The following is a 15,677-nucleotide window of genomic DNA, read 5'->3' as shown; positions in this document are numbered from 1 at the left end:
ACATTCGCGGATGGCCCGGACGGCGCGGGCCCGCGATACTGGTGCCGAGGAGGTTGCCATGACCAAGGCGGCGTCGGCGGCGGCGAAGGACCTGGCCGCGGCGGGGGTCGGCGGCGTCCACCTGGCCTGGGCGGACAACAACGGCATCCCGCGCTCGCGCGTGGTCCCGGTCGGCGGCCTGGCCGACGCGGCCGTCCGCGGCGTGGGCGCGACCTCGCTGTTCGCGGTCTTCGACAGCCACGACGCCATCACCTACGCCCATTCCGGCCTCGGCACGCCGTCGGGCGACATCCGGCTCCTGCCGGTCGTGGAACGCCTCCGCAGGCTCGCCGGGCAGCCTGCGCTCGCCTGGGCGCCGGTGCGGCAGCTGGCCGCGGACGGTTCGCCGTGGCCGTACTGCCAGCGTTCCGTGCTGGAGCGGCAGGTCGCCGAGGCGGCGCGGCGTGGTCTCGAATTCCGGGCCGGGTACGAGCTGGAGTTTTCCGTCGCGCCAGCGGGCAGCGAGGACGTCGTGTCCGCGCCGGGACACCGCGGACCCGCGTACAGCCCGCACGCGCTGATCGGCCTCGACGGCTTCATCGCCGCGCTGCTGCACGATTTCGCCGCGAACGGGCTGCAGATCGGCCAGCTGCACGCGGAATACGGCGTGGCACAGCTGGAATTGTCGCTCGCCGCCACGGATCCGGTGTCCGCCGCGGACGATCAGCTTGTGGCGCGCCAGACCATTCACGCGGCCGCGCACGCGCACGGGCTGGTGGCGAGTTTCGCGCCGATGATCGGCCTCGGAGCAGCGGGAAACGGCTGGCACTTGCACACTTCGGTCCGCCGCAAAGGCCGCAACCTCCTGGCTGGCGACGGCGTTCCGGAAGGCGAAGGCGCGGCGTACCTCGGCGGACTGCTGCGGGATCTGCCCGCGCTGACGGCGATCACCGCACCGAGCGTCCCTTCGACGATGCGGTTGCGGCCCGGGTTTTTCGCTGGCGCGTATGCGTTCTGGGGCGTGGAGAACCGCGAAGCGCCGCTGCGGTACGTCCCGGGCACGGCGCTGCTCGGAGCGGAGCACGCGAATGTCGAGCTGAAGACGTCGGACGCGTCGGCCAACCCGTATCTCGCGCTGGCTGTCGTGCTCGCCGCGGGGATGGCCGGGATCGAGGATGCGGCGGTGCTGCCGGAGCCGATCGCGGAGGACCCGGGCGGCTGGAGCGAAGGGGAACGGAACACCGCGGGCGTGCTGCCGCTGCCGGCGAGTCCGTCCGAACAGGACACCGCGCTGCTGGCGAATCCGCGCGTGTCCGGGGCGCTGGGGGACGAGCTGCTCGGCGCGTTCCGCGCGGTGCGCGCCTCGGACGCGGCGTGGGCCGCCGAGCGGGCGCCTGAGGAGATCGTGGCGGCGCATCTGTGGCGGTACTGAACACGGGGCTTTCCGACGTCCACTGGCTTCCCGGCGGGGCGCGCCTGGTCGCCGAAGCCCGAGCGGAACTGCCGCAGAAGGACGGTTTGGCGGCGGCCTTCACCGGACTCGCGGCACTGCGCGCGGCGGACATCGCGTACCGGACCAGGACGAGGTCGCGATCGCGGCGGGGACCGTGCGCGCGGCGACCAGCCGTCCAGCGGGTGCGTTGTCCCGCGACGACTTCCGTCTTCCGGTGCCGTTCGACGAGACGGCTGCGGGCACCTCGTCGGCCGGACTGGCGCGGGCGATCCGGACGCTGTCGGGGGAGCGGCTCGCGGTGGTTCCGGCGCTGGGGGAGTGGACCGCTTCAACGGTCTCGGATTTGCTGCTGGGCCTGTGGGAATTGCCGCGGGTGGCGGTGCTGGCGCGGCTCGATCCGGCGGAACTCGGCGCGCCGGACACCCCGGAACGCGCGCTGCTGGACTATCTCGACACCGGCATCCCTCCACTGTGGACGAACCGGTGGCGGCCGCCCGCGCCGCACCACGTGCTGATCGCCGGAGTCCGGCTCGGCGCGGAGGGGACGCTGCTGTCCGTTGTGGACACTTACCGCGAGCTGGGCGACAACGGCGTGCACGACCAGCCAGTGGAGTGGGTCGCGGCGGGGCTGGAATCGGTGCTGCTGGTGGCGGATTCCCGGCACGCGGAGGCGTTGGCGCAGGCGGTTTCCTACGCCGGGCTGCGCACCGGCGTGTCGTAGCGTTCCTGCGCGTCCAGCAGTTCTTCCCAGTGCTCGGCGACCCGGCCCTACACCGCCTTCATCGGCTCCAGCAGGCTGCGGCCCAGCGCCGTCAGCGCGTATTCGACGCCCGACGCCGGGTCGGCGTGCGCCGTGCGGGAGACGAGGCCGGAGCGTTCGAGGCCGCGCAGAGTCCGGGCCAGCACCGGCGTGACCCGGTGCAGCGGCACCCGCAGTTCGGGGAACCGGCGAGGCCCGTCCTCCAGGCAGCGGATCACCAGCGCGGACCACTTGTCGCCGAACCGGAACGGCTCCTCGAACAGGTCCGGAGGCAAGGGCTGCCGACCGGTCATCGCGGTCTCCTCTCGAAGTATCCCGGAGGGAGCCGGCCCCCTGGCTGCCTTCCGGAGCATCCACACTCCAGGAGGTATTCCCACGATGAGCAAGATCGTTGTTTTCGGGGCGGGCGGCGCGGGCACGAGGTCACCGCGGTGGTCCGCGATCCCGCGCGCTACCGCGACTTGGCCGACGTCGTTGCCGGCGACGTCATCAGCGCGGCAGATGTCGCCGCCCTCGCCGCACGACGCGGTCGTCAACGCGGCTGCGGTCTATGGCGAGGGCATCGACCCGCACGCGTTCTTCACCAACGCCGCACACGCTCTCGTCACCGGTTTGTCGCAGGCCCGGGCTGGTCGCGGCCGGGTTCCGGCCCTTCTGCCCGGCGCACGCAGCGGGGTTCGAGGTGCTGCGCGGCGAAGGCACCGGGCTGGACTGGGTGTACGTCAGCCTGGCGCCTTCGACCGCGAAGGAGGCCGCACTGGCCGGTACGAAATCGGCGAGCGCTTCGCCTTCTCCGCCAAGATCTCGTACGCCGATTTCGCCGTGGCCTCGCTCGGCGAGATCGAGAACCCGCGGCACCACCGCGTGCACCTGGCAGTGGCCTGAACCTACTTGGCGAAGCGGGAGTGCTTGCGGCCGTAGAAGAAGTAGATCAGCAGGCCGATCACGAGCCACGCGGCGAACCGGAGCCAGGTCATCACGTCGAGGTTCAGCATCAGGTAGAAGCACGCCACCGCGGCGATGATCGGCACCACCGGCGAGAACGGCACGGTGAACGGCCGCTTCAGGTCCGGGCGGCGTTTGCGCAGCACCGGCACCGCGATCGCGACGATGATCATCGCCGACAGCGCGCCGATGCTGACCATGTCGGCCAGCGCCGAGATCGGCACGAACGCCGCCAGCACGGCGATCAGCGCGGCCCCGCCGATGGTCATCCGGTGCGGCGTGCCCCAGCGCGGGTGCGCCGTGCCGATCGCCTTGGGCAGCAGGCCGTCGCGGCCCATCGCGAAGCCGATCCGGCCGATCGTGACCAGTTCGACCATCATCACCGACGTCAGCCCGGTGACCGCGCCCAGCGAGATCAGCGCGCCGACCCAGTGCTGGCCGACCCGGTCGAACGCGTCCGCGAGCGGCGCGCCGGAGTCGATGTCGGTGTAGTGGACCATGCCGGTGAGCACGATCGAGACGCCGATGTAGAGGACCGCGCACACGGCCAGCGCGCCGAGGATGCCGATGCGGAGGTCCTTGCGCGGGTTGATGGTCTCCTCGCCGAGGTTGGCGAGCGCTTCGAAGCCGGTGTAGGCGAAGAACACGACGGCCGCTGCGGTGACCATGCCGGCGATGCCGTACACCGACTGCTCGAGCCCGAGCGCGGCCTGGACCACTGGCTGGTGCAACGCGTTCGCGCTGCTCGACGGCGGCTGCGCGGGCGGGATGAACGGGGTGAGGTTCGAGCCCTTCACGAAGAACACGCCGACGGCGAGGATGAGCACGCAGACCGCGACCTTGACGAGCACCAGGAGGTTCGTGAGCCACGAGGACTCCTTGATGCCGACCACGGCCACGACCGTCAGCACCGCGATGATCAGCACCGCGCCGACGTTGACCGTCGCGCTCTCGCCGAACCAGTCCGGCGACAGCCCGAGCAGGTTCGCGAGATAGCCAGACCAGCTGCGCGACACCACGGCTGCACCGAGCGCGAACTCCAGCAGCAGGTCCCAGCCGATGATCCAGGCGAAGACCTCGCCGAGGGTGGCGAAGGCGTAGGTGTAGGCGCTGCCCGCGGTCGGCACGCTGGAGGCCAGTTCGGCGTAGCAGAGCGCGGCGAGGCCGGCGACCACCGCACCGATCACGAACGACAGCGTGACCGACGGCCCGGCGTGCGTCTTCGCCTCGACCCCGGCGAGGGTGAAGATCCCGGTGCCGATGATGATGCCGACGCCGAACCCGACCAGGTCGCGCCCTCTGAGCCGCCGCTTCAGCTCGCCGGATTCCTGCCGCTTGAGGACTTCGTCGACGTCGAGAGTTCTCCGCTCACCCATGGGGGAACGTTAGAAGGTCGCGCGCGGATGCGCAGAACGGTCAGCCGGGTGGCTCAATGCCATGGTCTTGGGCGAGGATCGCGGCCTGCACCCGGGAGCGCAGGCCGAGCTTGGCGAGCACCCGGGACACGTGCGTTTTCACCGTCGCCTCGCCGATGTGCAGCCGGGCGCCGATTTCGGCGTTCGAGAGCCCGGCGCCGAGGCAGCCCAGCACCTCGCGCTCGCGTTCGGTGAGGTCCGCGAGCCCGGTCGGCGCGGGCGAGCGCTCGGCCGGGGTGCTGGCGAACGCGGCGATCAGCCGTTTCGTGACCTGCGGGGCGAGCACGCCCTCGCCCGCCGCGACCAGCCGGACGGCCTCGATCAGCCGCGGCGCCTCCACCGATTTCAGCAGGAATCCGGCGGCCCCGGCGCGCAGCGCGGCGTGCACGTATTCGTCGAGGTCGAAGGTGGTGAGGACGAGGACTTCGGCGAGTCCCTCGGCGATCAGCCCGCGGGTGGCGGTGATGCCGTCGGTGCCGGGCATCCGGACGTCCATCAGCACGACGTCCGGCCGCAGCGCGCGGGCCTGGCGCAGCGCGACCTCGCCGTCGGCGGCTTCGCCGACCACCTCGATGCCCTCGGCGTTGCCGAGGATGAGCGCGAGCCCGGCGCGGATGGCGCCGTGGTCGTCGGCGACGAGGACTCGGATGGTCATGAGGGTTCTCCGGCGAGGGGAAGTTCGGCCTGGACGAGCCAGCGCGGCCCGGACGGACCCGCTCGCAAGGTGCCGCCGACGGCGTGCGCGCGCTCGCGCATGCTCAGCAGACCGTGCCCGCCGCTGCCGGACTGGGTCGGCGCGCCGAGCAGTTCATTGCCGATTTCGACGGTCAGCGTGCTGTCGGCCGCTCGAAGCCGCACGCTCACCCGGCCGCCCGGCGCGTGTTTGACCGCGTTCGTCAGCGACTCCTGCGCGATCCGGTAGGCGGTCAGGTCGACCGCGGTCGGCACCGCGAGTTCTTCGTCCACAGTGGAATCCACGGTCACCGTCATGCCCGCCGCGCGCGCCGATTCCACCAGCCTGGCCAGTTCGGCCAGCCGGGCCGGAGCAGTCACCTCGTGCTCCGCGGATTCCGAGCGCAGCAGGCCGATCATCGCGCGCATTTCTTCCAGCGCGCGCACGCTGTTCTCCCGCACTGCGACGAGGACGGTCTGCGCGGTCTTCGGATCGTCCGCCATGGACAGTGCCGCCTCCGACTGGATGGCGATCGCCGACAGATGCCCGGCGACGACGTCGTGCAGGTCGCGGGCCATCCGCGCGCGTTCGGCGGTCACCGCCGCCCGCCGGTCCAGCGCGGCGATCGTCGCGAGCTGTTCGGCGTTGGCGCGTTCGGACGCCGCGATATCGCTCTGCTGGCGCACATTCGCGCCCCACCACACCGGGACCAGCAGGAACGACAGCATGCTGAACGCGCCCAGGGCCGCCGCCCGCCAGCCCGCCGCGGCCAGGAACGCGAACAGCACGGCGAGCGTGCCGGCGGCGGTCACGCCGACCAGCACCCGGGTCGTCCGGCGGGAGCCGTGCAGCATCGCGGAGTACAGGAAATCCGTGTACGCGATGACGATCGGCAGCGACAGGCCCAGCGCGACGTCGACGCCGACGATTCCGGTGGCGGCCAGCAGCCCCCACGGTACTTTCCGGCGCAGGAACGCGGCGAGGCACATCGCGCCGAGTTCGGCGAACCGGATCCAGAGCGGGACCGGGTCGCCGTTCGGCAGCAGACGATGGCTGCCGGCGAGGTACAGCATCGTGCCGCCGGCGAACACCGCGAGCGCGACGAGGCCGTTCTGCTGCCACGGCGGCAGTTCGCGCGGCCGGGGGAGGGCCGAGCGGAGGTCTCGCAGGCGCACCCGACCATGACAGCACACCGCGGCGGCCCGGTCGTCCTACGAAATGATGACCCCCGATCGTGCCGTCCGCTGACGCGCGCGGCCGCCCGCGCCCGCGACAGTGGAGCCATGGACGAGCTTGTGAACAGCCCGATGACCGCCGCCATCGTGGCGTGCGAGATCGGGTTCTGGGTCTTCATCGCGGCCGGGCTGCTGACCCGGTACGCGCTGCGCAAGCAGAAGGCCAGCACCGTGCTGCTGGCGCTGGTGCCCGCGGTCGACCTGGTGCTGCTGGTGATCACGGTGATCGACCTGATGAACGGCGCGAAGCCGAACCTCACGCACGGGCTGGCCGCGGTGTACCTGGGCTTCTCGGTGGTCTTCGGGCCGTCGATGGTGGAGTGGGCCGACGTGCGGTTCGCGCACCGGTTCGCCGGCGGGCCGCGTCCGGAGAAGCTGTACGGACGCGCGAAGGTCCGCAAGGAATGGCGCGAATGGGGCAAATGCGTGCTGGCCTCCGCGATCAGCGCCGGGCTGCTGCTGCTCGCGATCCTGGTGGTCGGCAAGCCGGGCCACGTCGAGCCGCTGTGGGGCTGGCTGCCGCGGCTGGGCACGCTCACCGGACTGTGGTTCGTCTTCGGGCCGTTGTGGCAGGAGATTTTCGGTTCCTCAGCGCCGAAAAAGGAGGCGTCGCGATGATCGAGCTGATCGGCGTTCTCCTGGTGGTGCAGGGCGCGGGCGGGCTGATCAACCGGATCGCCGGATCCAGGCACCCGAGCTGGTTCCTGCAGTTGCAGGTGCTGCCGCCGCAGCTGCACGTGATCGCCAGTATCGTCCTGCTCGGCGCGGGTGTGGCGGTGCTGTTCGCGAACCGGGCGCGCAACCGCCGCCGCGGCTAGACTCGGGGCATGGCGGCCGGTCCGGTTCTGCTGTTCGCCGTGGTCAGCGTGGCACCCTCGGCGTTGTTCTGGGCTGCCCTCCGCCTTCCGGCGGCCTACCGCTGGCTGCGTCGGCGACGCGCCGGTCCCGCACCGTCCGAACCGCCGGTAGAGCAGGTGGCCGCCGACCTGCGCCGGGTACGCCGGACGCTCGCGCAGCTTCCCTCGGGAACGCCCGCCGCGCGCCGGATCGGCACCCGGCAGGCATACGACGAACTGCTCGTCACCGCCTGCCGCGAGATCGGCGTCGAACACCGGCTCGGCGGAGTGCGCGAGGGCGCCGACCGGGACCTCGAACGGCTGCGGATCGAGGATTCGCTGAGCCGTAAAGGATTCGTGCTGTCCTGAACGGAGTGCCAAGATGCCCCGGTGGACTTCCAGCCTCAACACCGGCCCTCGGACGCGTTCCAGCAACCCCTCTCCGCCGACCAGATCGAACTGCTCTGCCGTCGTGCGCTCGGCAGCAGTGTGCGGTCCGCCGTCGAAATCGGATGGGGCGGGTACAACAACACCTACCGGGTGGAGCTGGCCGACGGCCCGGCGATCCTGCGCGTCGCCCCGGAACCGGCGCGCCAGACCCGGATCGAGCCCCAGTTCATGCGCAACGAATACCTTGCCGCGCCGTACTTCGCGCCGATCTCGCCGCTGATGCCGCGCACGCTCGCCGCCGACTTCACCCACCAGGTCATCGGCCGCGATTACGTGCTGCAGGCCGTTCTCCCCGGAGCGCCCGGACCGGAAATCCTCGCTGGCTTCGAGCCGCGGGAGCGGACGCCGTACTTCCATCAGCTCGGCGAAATCACCCGCACCGTCCACGACGTGCGCGGGCCCGGCTTCGGCCTCGTGGCCGGACCGCATTTCGCGACCTGGAGCGAAGCGCTGATCGCGTACTTCGAGGACAACGCCGCTGACGTCGAAGACCTCGGCCTCGACGGAGCGGACCTGCGCGCGGTGGCCGCTTGGGCGAGGCGCGACGCCGCGCTGCTCGACGAGATCACCGAACCGCGCCTGCTGCACGGGGACCTGTGGCACGTGAACGTGATGCTGACCCCGGAACTGGAGATCGTCGGAGTCTTCGACCACGACCGCAGCTGGTGGGGCGACCCGGCGGCGGACTGGACGATCCGCATGGCGTCAGCGAAGACGGGCTCGAAGCGGGACTCGTTCTGGGACACCTACGGCCGGCCGGACGCATCCCCGCCGGCGCGGCGGCGGGCGTTGTACTACGAAGCCCGCCACCTCGGCGCGGTGCGGTTGGAGCGGTACCGGCTCGGCAAGGAGGGGAAGGTCGAGGAGTCGTATCCGGAGCTGGCGGAAATCCTGGCGGCGCTGGAGTCCGGAGCCTGACCTGCCCGCAAACGTTCCCGGGGTTTCCCCGCAGCCGTGATGTGCGACCCCCGCTGCGGCTTGAGCTGATCGCGGGGGCGGCGACGCGAGCGCTGGAGTCAGAGGGACGGGTCGGAGCCGCGCAGCGCGGCCCACCAGAACCCGAACGCGGCGATCAGCACGCTGACGGTCAGCCAGCCCGCGAAACCGCTGCCGTCGACCAGCGCCCAAAACGCGCCCACGACCGGAGCGACCGCCAGCACCGGCAGGTCAGCACGGAACTGCCGCGCAAGCCGCACCGGCGTGGCCGCGGCGAGTGTGCGTTGCTCGTCCGGCTCGGAAGGGTTGTCCAGCCGGCGGCCGCGAGGTTCGCCAGTGCGCACCGAGCCCGCCGGGTACAGCACCTCGCCGTCGAGACGGACGGCGACGTGGCGGTCCGTGCGCAGGTCGCCCAGCACTTCGACGCGCGAAGGCGATGGCAGGCCGATCAGCGTCGGCGAGAAGTACACCGGGATCCACCGCGGCGTGGCGGTGTCGGTCTCCAGCCACGACCGCGTCAGCAGCCCGCGCTGCACCTTCACCCGCCGCATCAGCACCGAAGTACCCGCCTTGCGCCGAGAGGGCTGCACGAACCGCGTGAAGAGCAGGAATCCGTTCACCGCAAGCATCGCGAGCACCGCGACCACCGTGACCGTCGCGTACGTCGAGGCGCGGTCGGCGGTCACCAATGCCGAAGCACCGGTCGTGACCGCGCGCGAAGGGGCTGACGGGTCGTAGCGAACCGGAACTTTCGTGCCCGGCGGCGGGGGAGTGGTGTCCAGTTCGACCGCCGCGTTCGCTTCCGGCTGGTTCGGCACCGGGAACCGCACCGTGACCGTGCTGCCGTCGACCCGGGCGACGATCCCGGCCGCGGTCGCTGTCAGTCCCTGCAGCCGCGGCCGGGTGCTGTTGAACTCCAGCAGCTGCACCACGAACACCGCGGCGCACGCGAGGAGCACGACCGCACTCGTCACCAGGATGTGCCGAACCGGCCGCAATTGCAGGAACTTCCGCACAGGGATCACCTTAACTGTCCACAAAGGAAGGAGCGGCGCGGGGAGTCCGCGCCGCTCCTTCGTTCCCCGCTGGGGGAGGATTACTTCACGAACCCGATCTTGGTGTAGTCGTACGGGTTGTTCGCGTAGCCCGGCGAACCGAAGTTGCCCAGCGTCTTGCGAACGGCGAAGGCACCGGTCGACTGGAAGATCGGAAGCTGGTGGCCCAGCGCCCAGATCTCCTTGTCCGCGGCGTTGATGTCCGCGGCCCGCTTCGTGTCGTCCAGTTCCTGCGCGGCGGTGTCCAGCAGCTGGTTCAGCTTGTCGCTGCCGATGTGCCCGTAGTTCTGGTTGATGTTCTTCGGGTCGAGGTAGTAGATGCCCTTGCTGCCGCCGATCGGGAACGAGTTCGAGATCCAGCGGAACAGCGTGAGGTCGAAGTTGCCGACGTTCACGTAGTTCTTGAAGAACTCCGCCGACGGGACCGCCACGATGTCGATGCCCACGCCGATCGCCTTCATCTGCGACTGCAGGATCTGGCCGGTCTGCTGGCTGATCGGGGTGCCCGACGGGATCACCAGGCGCAGCTTCAGCTGCTTGCCGTCCTTGGCGCGCAGGTCGCCGGACTGCTTCCAGCCGAGCTTGTCCAGCTCCGCCTTGGCCGCGTTCACGTCGAACTTGTACTGGCCGCTGTTGTCCTCGTAGGTCTTGGAGCCCTTGAGGTAGAGGTGGTTGCCCAGCGGCGTGGTGTCCTTCTGCATCTGGCCGAGGATCGACTTCGAGATGGTCACCGTGTCGACGCCGCGCATGACCGCCAGCCGCAGGTCCTTGTCCGCGAGGATCGAGGACGAGGCGCCGTTGAGCGTCATGTGCGTGTAGTCGGGGTAGGTCGACTGGCGCACGACCGCGTTCGGGTCGGACTGGGCCCGCTTGAACGCGTTGATGTCGTTGTTCAGGTTGTAGAAGTCGATCTGCCCGTTGGCGAACGCGTCCGCCAGCGCGGGACGGTCCACGACCTTGTAGGTCACGGTGTCCAGCTTCGGCTTGTCGCCCCACCAGTTCGGGTCGCGCTCGAACACCGCGGTCTTGGCGGTGTAGTCGACGTTCTTGATCTTGAACGGACCCGCGGTGATCTGCGCCTTCTGCGCCCAGCCCTTGTTGAAGGTGGTGGCGTCGGCCATCGCCTCCTTCGGGTACAGCGGCGAGAACAGCGACTTCCACTCCGCGAACTTCTTCGCGAAGGTGACCTTGACGTCGAGGTCGTCAGTGCCCTTCTCGACCTTGGCGATGTCCTCGTAGCCGGTGGTGCTGGAGACCTGGTAGGCGGTGTTCTTGCCGTTCAGCGCGGTGGTCATCGCGCTGAAGTCCTCCCAGGAGAACTGGCGTCCGTTGCTCCACTTGGCCTTCGGGTTGATCTTGTACTCGATGACCTGCGGGTCCTTGCTGACGATCTCGGCCGAGGTCAGGTAGTTCTTGTCCAGGCCGACCGTCGCGTCCGCGTTCTGCGGGAACGGGTAGGGCAGGATCGCGCCGAACATGTTCGCGCCGTCCAGGACCGTGCCGTCGACCTGGTAGTAGTTCCAGTTGTCCGGCAGCTGGTCGACCGGCCACTTGAAGTCGCCGCCGTCCTTCAGCTTGTCCAGCGGCTGCTCGTTGATGTCCGAGGTCTTGACGCCCGTGGTGCCTGCGTCCTGCAAACCCTTGTCGCCGCCGCCGCTGCCTCCGCCGCAAGCGGCGAGCAGGAGCCCCAGAGCGGCAACGGGGGCCACGATCGCGGCCATTCTCCGTCGCATGTGTTTACCTTCCTTCTTCTGGTGTGCCAACGGATCGTGGCTACACGACTTCGCGGGTTTTGGCGTAGTGGCACGCGACGTCGTGGTCCTGCGCGCGGGATTCGCGCGGAGGCTCGACATCGACGCACTTGCGCTTGTCCTCTTCGGACAGTTGCGAGAAGACGAAACACCGGGTGCGGAACCGGCAGCCCGACGGCGGATTCGCCGGGCTGGGCAGGTCGCCGGTGAGGATGATCCGGCCGCGCTCGCGTTCCTTGGCCGGGTCCGGGATCGGGATCGCGGACAGCAGCGCCTGCGTGTACGGGTGCTGCGGCGCCTCGAACACCGTGCGGACGTCGCCGATCTCCACGATCTTGCCGAGGTACATCACGGCCACGCGGTCGGCGATGTGCCGGACCACCGACAGGTCGTGCGCCACGAACAGGTACGACAGGCCCAGCTTGGCCTTCAGCTCGTCCAGCAGGTTGATCACGCCGGCCTGGATCGACACGTCGAGGGCGGACACCGGCTCGTCGAGCACGATCAGCTTCGGCTCCAGGGCGAGCGCCCGCGCGATGCCGATGCGCTGGCGCTGCCCGCCGGAGAACTCCGCCGGGTACCGGTCGGCGTGCTCGGGACGCAGCCCGACCAGCCCGAGCAGTTCCGGCACCCGCTGGTCGATGCGCTCCTTCGAGAACCCGTGCGTCACCATCGGCTCGGCGATGATGTCGCCGATCGGCAGCCGCGGGTCGAGCGCGGCCATCGGGTCCTGGAAGACCACCTGCAGGTCGCGGCGGATCGCCTTGCGGTCCTTGCCCGCGAGCTTCGCCACGTCCTTGCCGAGCACCGCGACCGAACCGTGCGCCGGGGCCGCCAGCTCAAGGATCTCCATCAGCGTGGTCGACTTGCCGCAGCCGGATTCGCCGACCAGTCCCAGGGTTTCGCCCTCGACGATGTCGAAGGTGATCCCGTCGACCGCGCGCACGACGCCGACCTTGCGCTTGAAGACAGTGCCCTTGCTGACCGCGTAGTGCTTCTGCAGGTCCTGCACGTCCAGCACGGTCGAGCGCTGGGTGCGCGGCAGGGACGCGACCGCGGCCTCCTCGATCACCTCCGCGCCGTAGACCTCGGCGGCGTCCGCTTCGGGACGGGCGAGTTCTTCGGTGCGGATGCAGGCGGCCCGGTGCGTCGTGTCGACCGGCGCGTTCGGGTTGCCCGGCGTGATCGTGAACAGCTCCGGCTCAGCCGTGCGGCAGGCGTCGATCGCGAGCGGGCAGCGCGGCGAGAACGGGCAGCCCCGCGGCAGGTTCACCAGCGACGGCGGCTGGCCCTCGATCGGCACCAGCGGCTGCTTCTCCCGCGCGTCGACGCGGGGGATCGAACCGAGCAGGCCCAGCGTGTACGGCATCCGCGGCTGGGCGTAGAGAGTTTCGACCGGACCCTGCTCGACCGCGCGCCCGGCGTACATCACCATCAGCCGGTCGGCGAACCCGGCGACCACGCCGAGGTCGTGCGTGATGATCACGATGCCCGCGCCGGTGACCTCCTGCGCGGTCTTCAGCACCTCCAGCACCTGCGCCTGCACCGTCACGTCGAGCGCGGTGGTCGGCTCGTCGGCGATGATCAGGTCCGGGTCGTTGGCGATCGCGATGGCGATCACCGCGCGCTGGCGCATGCCGCCGGAGAACTCGTGCGGGAACGCCTTCGCCCGCGCCGCCGCGTTCGGGATGCCGACCAGGTCGAGCAGTTCGACCGCGCGGTTGTTCGCCTGCTGCTTGGTGATCGTGCCCCTGCCGTGCACCAGCAGCGCTTCGGCGATCTGCGCGCCGACGGTGTACACCGGGGTCAGCGCGGACAGCGGGTCCTGGAAGACCATCGAGATCTTCTTGCCGCGGATCTTCGACAATTCGGTGTCGGACTTGCCGATCAATTCGCTGTTCTGGAACCGGATCGAGCCCGACACGCGCGCCTGCGGCGGCAGCAGTCCCATCACCGCCAGCGACGACACCGACTTGCCCGAACCGGACTCGCCGACGATGCCGAGCACCTCGCCCGCGGCGACCTGGTAGTTCAGCCCGCGCACCGCGTGCACGCGGCCGGACTCGGACGGGAAGGACACTTCGAGGTCGGAAACCTCAAGCACGGTGCCAGTCGGCTTGCCCGTTTCCGCGCTCAGCTCGAGTGCGGCGCTCATGCTTCTGCTCCCACGGTCTGCGGCGAAGAAGAGGACGTTTTCGCTGTGTTTTCCTTGATCCGCTTGCGTTCCTTGCGCCGCGACCGGCTGGACGACGGGTCGAGCGCGTCGCGCAGGCCGTCGCCGACGAAGTTCACCGCGAGCACGGTGAACACCAGGAACCCGGCCGGGATGTAGAACAGCCACGGGAACGTGCGGACCGCGTCGGAGCCCGCCGAGATCAGCGTGCCCAGCGAAACGTCCGGCGCCTGCACGCCGAAGCCGAAGAACGACAGCGACGTCTCCATGATGATCGCGACACCGACGTTGATCGTCGCGTCGATGATCAGCAGCGAAGCCATGTTCGGCACAATGTGCTTGAAGATGATCCGCCACGGGGACTGGCCCATGAACTTGGCGGCCTTCACGAACTCGCGCTCGCGCAGCGTCAGCGTCATGCCGCGGACGATGCGGGCGGTGATCATCCACTGGAACAGGGCGATCAGGCCGACCAGGATCAGCCAGGTCTTGCCGCGGAAAGCGGGCGACAGGATCGAGATGATCAGGAACGGCGGCAGGATCAGCAGCAGGTCGACGACCCACATCGACACCCGGTCGGTCCAGCCGCCGAAGTACCCGGCCGCGGAGCCGACGATCGAGGCCACGCCGGTGGAGAACAGCGCGGCCAGCAGGCCGATGGTGAGCGACTTCTGCAGCCCGCGCATGGTCTGCGCGAACATGTCGCCGCCGATCTGGTTGGTGCCGAACCAGTGCGTGCCGTCCGGCGGCATCAGCGTCGAGGCCGGGTCGAGTTCGTCGTAGCCCCACGGCGAATACCAGCTGTAGGTGAACGCCAGTACGTAGAACAGGAGGATCACGACCAGGCCGGCGACGGCCAGTTTGTTGCGGAAGAACCGGCGGGAGACGAGCCTGCCGCGGCTGGAGGACTTCCCGCTCTGCTGCCCGGTCTCCGTTTCGGTGGCGGCGACGGCCGAGTCGGCGAGGTCGGCCTCGTTCAATGGGGCGGCCATCAGATCCTCACCCTCGGGTCGAGCGCGGCGTAGAGCACGTCCGCGAGCCAGCCGGCGAGCAGCACGCAGATCGCGATGAACAGGGTCACGGTGGTGACGATGTTGGTGTCCTGCTTCTGGATGCCGGTCACCAGCCAGTCGCCCATGCCGTACCAGCCGAAGATCTTCTCGGTGAAGACGCCGCCGGTGATGAGCAGGCCGAAGCCGAACGCGAACAGCGTCGCCATCGGGATCAGCGCGGTGCGCAGGCCGTGCTTGAACAGCGCGCGCCTGCGGGTGAGGCCCTTGGCCTGCGCGGTGCGCAGGAAGTCCGAGCCGAGCACGTCGAGCATCGCCGAACGCTGGTAGCGGCTGTAGTAGGCGACCTGGGTCAGCACGATCGCCAGGGTCGGCACGATGATGTGCTGCAGCCGGTCGAGCAGGACGTCGCCGAAACCGCCGTCGACCGCGCCGCCCTCGCCCTGCACGATGAAGAACTGGTAGCCGTCGATCAGGTTGTCGTTGACCGACTGCGCGCCCGCCTTGAGGATCGTGGCGATCACGAACACCGGCGTCGACAGCACCACGAAGGAGAACGTGGTGGCGATGTAGTCGCTGATCTTGTACTGCCGGATCGCGCTGATCACGCCGACCAGCACGCCGATGATGATGCCGATCGTGATCCCGAGCAGGAACAGCCGCAGGCTCACGCCCGCGCGGCGGAACAGTTCGTCGGTGATCGCCTGATCGGCGACGGTGCGGCCGAAGTCGCCCTGGAACACGCCGCCCAGCCAGGTGAAGAACCGGTGCGGGATCGCCTGGTCCAGGTGCAGTTCGGCGGCCTTGGCGTCGATGGTCGCCTGCGGAGCAGGCGGATTGCGCAGCTTGAGCGCGTCCAGCGGGCTGAACGACAGCGACGCCAAGGAGAACGCCGCGAAGGTCGCGACGAGGCACAGGGCGATGTAGTTGACGAGTCTGCGGAGGAGGAACCCGATCACAGTTGCCTCGCTTCACCGGGGCCGGAGGATCCGCTCCGCGCCGCCGG

15 protein-coding genes and 1 pseudogene are annotated in these 15,677 nt (G+C 69.7%); 7 read left to right on the top strand and 9 right to left on the bottom strand.

All coding sequences use genetic code 11. The features are described 5' to 3' along the window. The first annotated feature begins 58 nt into the window (after window positions 1-58). Both BM362_RS22570 and BM362_RS22565 read left to right on the top strand, forming a co-directional pair. Window positions 59-1,411, top strand: a complete 1,353-nt coding sequence (locus BM362_RS22570) for a type I glutamate--ammonia ligase (RefSeq protein ID WP_167545389.1) — start codon at window positions 59-61, stop codon at window positions 1,409-1,411. Next, window positions 1,399-2,153: pseudogene (locus tag BM362_RS22565) on the top strand (DUF6885 family protein). The gene BM362_RS22570 and the pseudogene BM362_RS22565 overlap by 13 nt, the downstream one beginning before the upstream one ends. 47 nt (window positions 2,154-2,200) lie before the next feature. On the opposite strand, the gene BM362_RS22560 reads toward BM362_RS22565, so the two are convergent. Further along, the gene (locus BM362_RS22560; protein ID WP_093574414.1) at window positions 2,201-2,485 is read right to left on the bottom strand and encodes a winged helix-turn-helix transcriptional regulator; all 285 of its coding nucleotides are present in this window, start codon (window positions 2,483-2,485) and stop codon (window positions 2,201-2,203) included. Window positions 2,486-2,570: 85 nt separating this feature from the next. Between BM362_RS22560 and BM362_RS22555 the strand changes: the two genes are divergently transcribed. Beyond that, window positions 2,571-3,077 carry an NAD(P)-dependent oxidoreductase gene (locus tag BM362_RS22555; protein ID WP_244287237.1) on the top strand — a complete coding sequence of 169 codons (507 nt, stop codon included), beginning with the start codon at window positions 2,571-2,573 and terminating at the stop codon, window positions 3,075-3,077. Window positions 3,078-3,079: 2 nt separating this feature from the next. Here the strand turns inward: BM362_RS22555 and BM362_RS22550 are convergent, their stop codons facing one another. The 3 genes from BM362_RS22550 to BM362_RS22540 are packed head-to-tail and all read right to left on the bottom strand — an operon-like array spanning window position 3,080 to window position 6,418. Beyond that, a complete protein-coding gene (locus tag BM362_RS22550; RefSeq protein ID WP_093574413.1) occupies window positions 3,080-4,513 on the bottom strand; it encodes an APC family permease in 1,434 nt (477 codons plus the stop codon). A 40-nt stretch (window positions 4,514-4,553) separates the two neighbouring features. Then, window positions 4,554-5,207 (bottom strand): response regulator, encoded by a 654-nt coding sequence (locus BM362_RS22545; RefSeq protein ID WP_067579496.1) that lies wholly within the window; start codon window positions 5,205-5,207, stop codon window positions 4,554-4,556. Then, window positions 5,204-6,418 (bottom strand): sensor histidine kinase, encoded by a 1,215-nt coding sequence (locus BM362_RS22540; protein WP_244287236.1) that lies wholly within the window; start codon window positions 6,416-6,418, stop codon window positions 5,204-5,206. The genes BM362_RS22545 and BM362_RS22540 overlap by 4 nt, the downstream gene beginning before the upstream one ends. A gap of 90 nt (window positions 6,419-6,508) precedes the next feature. Between BM362_RS22540 and BM362_RS22535 the strand changes: the two genes are divergently transcribed. From BM362_RS22535 to BM362_RS22520, 4 genes are read left to right on the top strand one after another with little or no spacing between them, the layout of a single operon-like run. Continuing rightward, on the top strand, window positions 6,509-7,078 hold the full coding sequence (locus BM362_RS22535) for a hypothetical protein (protein WP_067579494.1): 570 nt from the start codon (window positions 6,509-6,511) through the stop codon (window positions 7,076-7,078). Further along, on the top strand, window positions 7,075-7,278 hold the full coding sequence (locus BM362_RS22530; RefSeq protein WP_067579491.1) for a hypothetical protein: 204 nt from the start codon (window positions 7,075-7,077) through the stop codon (window positions 7,276-7,278). The genes BM362_RS22535 and BM362_RS22530 overlap by 4 nt, the downstream gene beginning before the upstream one ends. A 9-nt stretch (window positions 7,279-7,287) precedes the next feature. Then, on the top strand, window positions 7,288-7,665 hold the full coding sequence (locus BM362_RS22525) for a hypothetical protein (protein WP_093574412.1): 378 nt from the start codon (window positions 7,288-7,290) through the stop codon (window positions 7,663-7,665). A 21-nt stretch (window positions 7,666-7,686) separates the two neighbouring features. Next, on the top strand, window positions 7,687-8,664 hold the full coding sequence (locus BM362_RS22520; RefSeq protein ID WP_093574411.1) for a phosphotransferase family protein: 978 nt from the start codon (window positions 7,687-7,689) through the stop codon (window positions 8,662-8,664). A gap of 98 nt (window positions 8,665-8,762) precedes the next feature. Here the strand turns inward: BM362_RS22520 and BM362_RS22515 are convergent, their stop codons facing one another. From BM362_RS22515 to BM362_RS22495, 5 genes are all read right to left on the bottom strand, one after another. Continuing rightward, the gene (locus tag BM362_RS22515) at window positions 8,763-9,698 is read right to left on the bottom strand and encodes a DUF3592 domain-containing protein (protein WP_208865292.1); all 936 of its coding nucleotides are present in this window, start codon (window positions 9,696-9,698) and stop codon (window positions 8,763-8,765) included. Window positions 9,699-9,778: 80 nt separating this feature from the next. Next, window positions 9,779-11,470 carry an ABC transporter family substrate-binding protein gene (locus BM362_RS22510; protein WP_067579483.1) on the bottom strand — a complete coding sequence of 564 codons (1,692 nt, stop codon included), beginning with the start codon at window positions 11,468-11,470 and terminating at the stop codon, window positions 9,779-9,781. Between the two features lie 40 nt (window positions 11,471-11,510). Continuing rightward, the gene (locus BM362_RS22505; protein ID WP_093574409.1) at window positions 11,511-13,643 is read right to left on the bottom strand and encodes an ABC transporter ATP-binding protein; all 2,133 of its coding nucleotides are present in this window, start codon (window positions 13,641-13,643) and stop codon (window positions 11,511-11,513) included. Then, window positions 13,640-14,653, bottom strand: a complete 1,014-nt coding sequence (locus BM362_RS22500; protein WP_093574408.1) for an ABC transporter permease — start codon at window positions 14,651-14,653, stop codon at window positions 13,640-13,642. The genes BM362_RS22505 and BM362_RS22500 overlap by 4 nt, the downstream gene beginning before the upstream one ends. Next, window positions 14,653-15,630 (bottom strand): ABC transporter permease, encoded by a 978-nt coding sequence (locus tag BM362_RS22495; protein WP_093574407.1) that lies wholly within the window; start codon window positions 15,628-15,630, stop codon window positions 14,653-14,655. The genes BM362_RS22500 and BM362_RS22495 overlap by 1 nt, the downstream gene beginning before the upstream one ends. Between the last annotated feature and the right edge of the window lie 47 nt (window positions 15,631-15,677).

It is taken from the genome of Amycolatopsis rubida, from assembly GCF_900115345.1.
Classification (GTDB): Bacteria; Actinomycetota; Actinomycetes; order Mycobacteriales; family Pseudonocardiaceae; genus Amycolatopsis; species Amycolatopsis rubida.
The sequence above is the reverse complement of the archived record's forward strand: the minus strand, read 5'-3'. Positions and strand labels throughout refer to the sequence as shown.

Coding starts and splice junctions, on each gene's coding strand:
- BM362_RS22570 (WP_167545389.1), top strand. CDS start 59: ATGACCAAGGCGGCGTCGGCGGCGGCGAAGGACCTGGCCGCGGCGGGG.
- BM362_RS22560 (WP_093574414.1), bottom strand. CDS start 2,485: ATGACCGGTCGGCAGCCCTTGCCTCCGGACCTGTTCGAGGAGCCGTTC.
- BM362_RS22555 (WP_244287237.1), top strand. CDS start 2,571: ATGAGCAAGATCGTTGTTTTCGGGGCGGGCGGCGCGGGCACGAGGTCA.
- BM362_RS22550 (WP_093574413.1), bottom strand. CDS start 4,513: ATGGGTGAGCGGAGAACTCTCGACGTCGACGAAGTCCTCAAGCGGCAG.
- BM362_RS22545 (WP_067579496.1), bottom strand. CDS start 5,207: ATGACCATCCGAGTCCTCGTCGCCGACGACCACGGCGCCATCCGCGCC.
- BM362_RS22535 (WP_067579494.1), top strand. CDS start 6,509: ATGGACGAGCTTGTGAACAGCCCGATGACCGCCGCCATCGTGGCGTGC.
- BM362_RS22530 (WP_067579491.1), top strand. CDS start 7,075: ATGATCGAGCTGATCGGCGTTCTCCTGGTGGTGCAGGGCGCGGGCGGG.
- BM362_RS22525 (WP_093574412.1), top strand. CDS start 7,288: ATGGCGGCCGGTCCGGTTCTGCTGTTCGCCGTGGTCAGCGTGGCACCC.
- BM362_RS22510 (WP_067579483.1), bottom strand. CDS start 11,470: ATGCGACGGAGAATGGCCGCGATCGTGGCCCCCGTTGCCGCTCTGGGG.
- BM362_RS22505 (WP_093574409.1), bottom strand. CDS start 13,643: ATGAGCGCCGCACTCGAGCTGAGCGCGGAAACGGGCAAGCCGACTGGC.
- BM362_RS22500 (WP_093574408.1), bottom strand. CDS start 14,653: ATGGCCGCCCCATTGAACGAGGCCGACCTCGCCGACTCGGCCGTCGCC.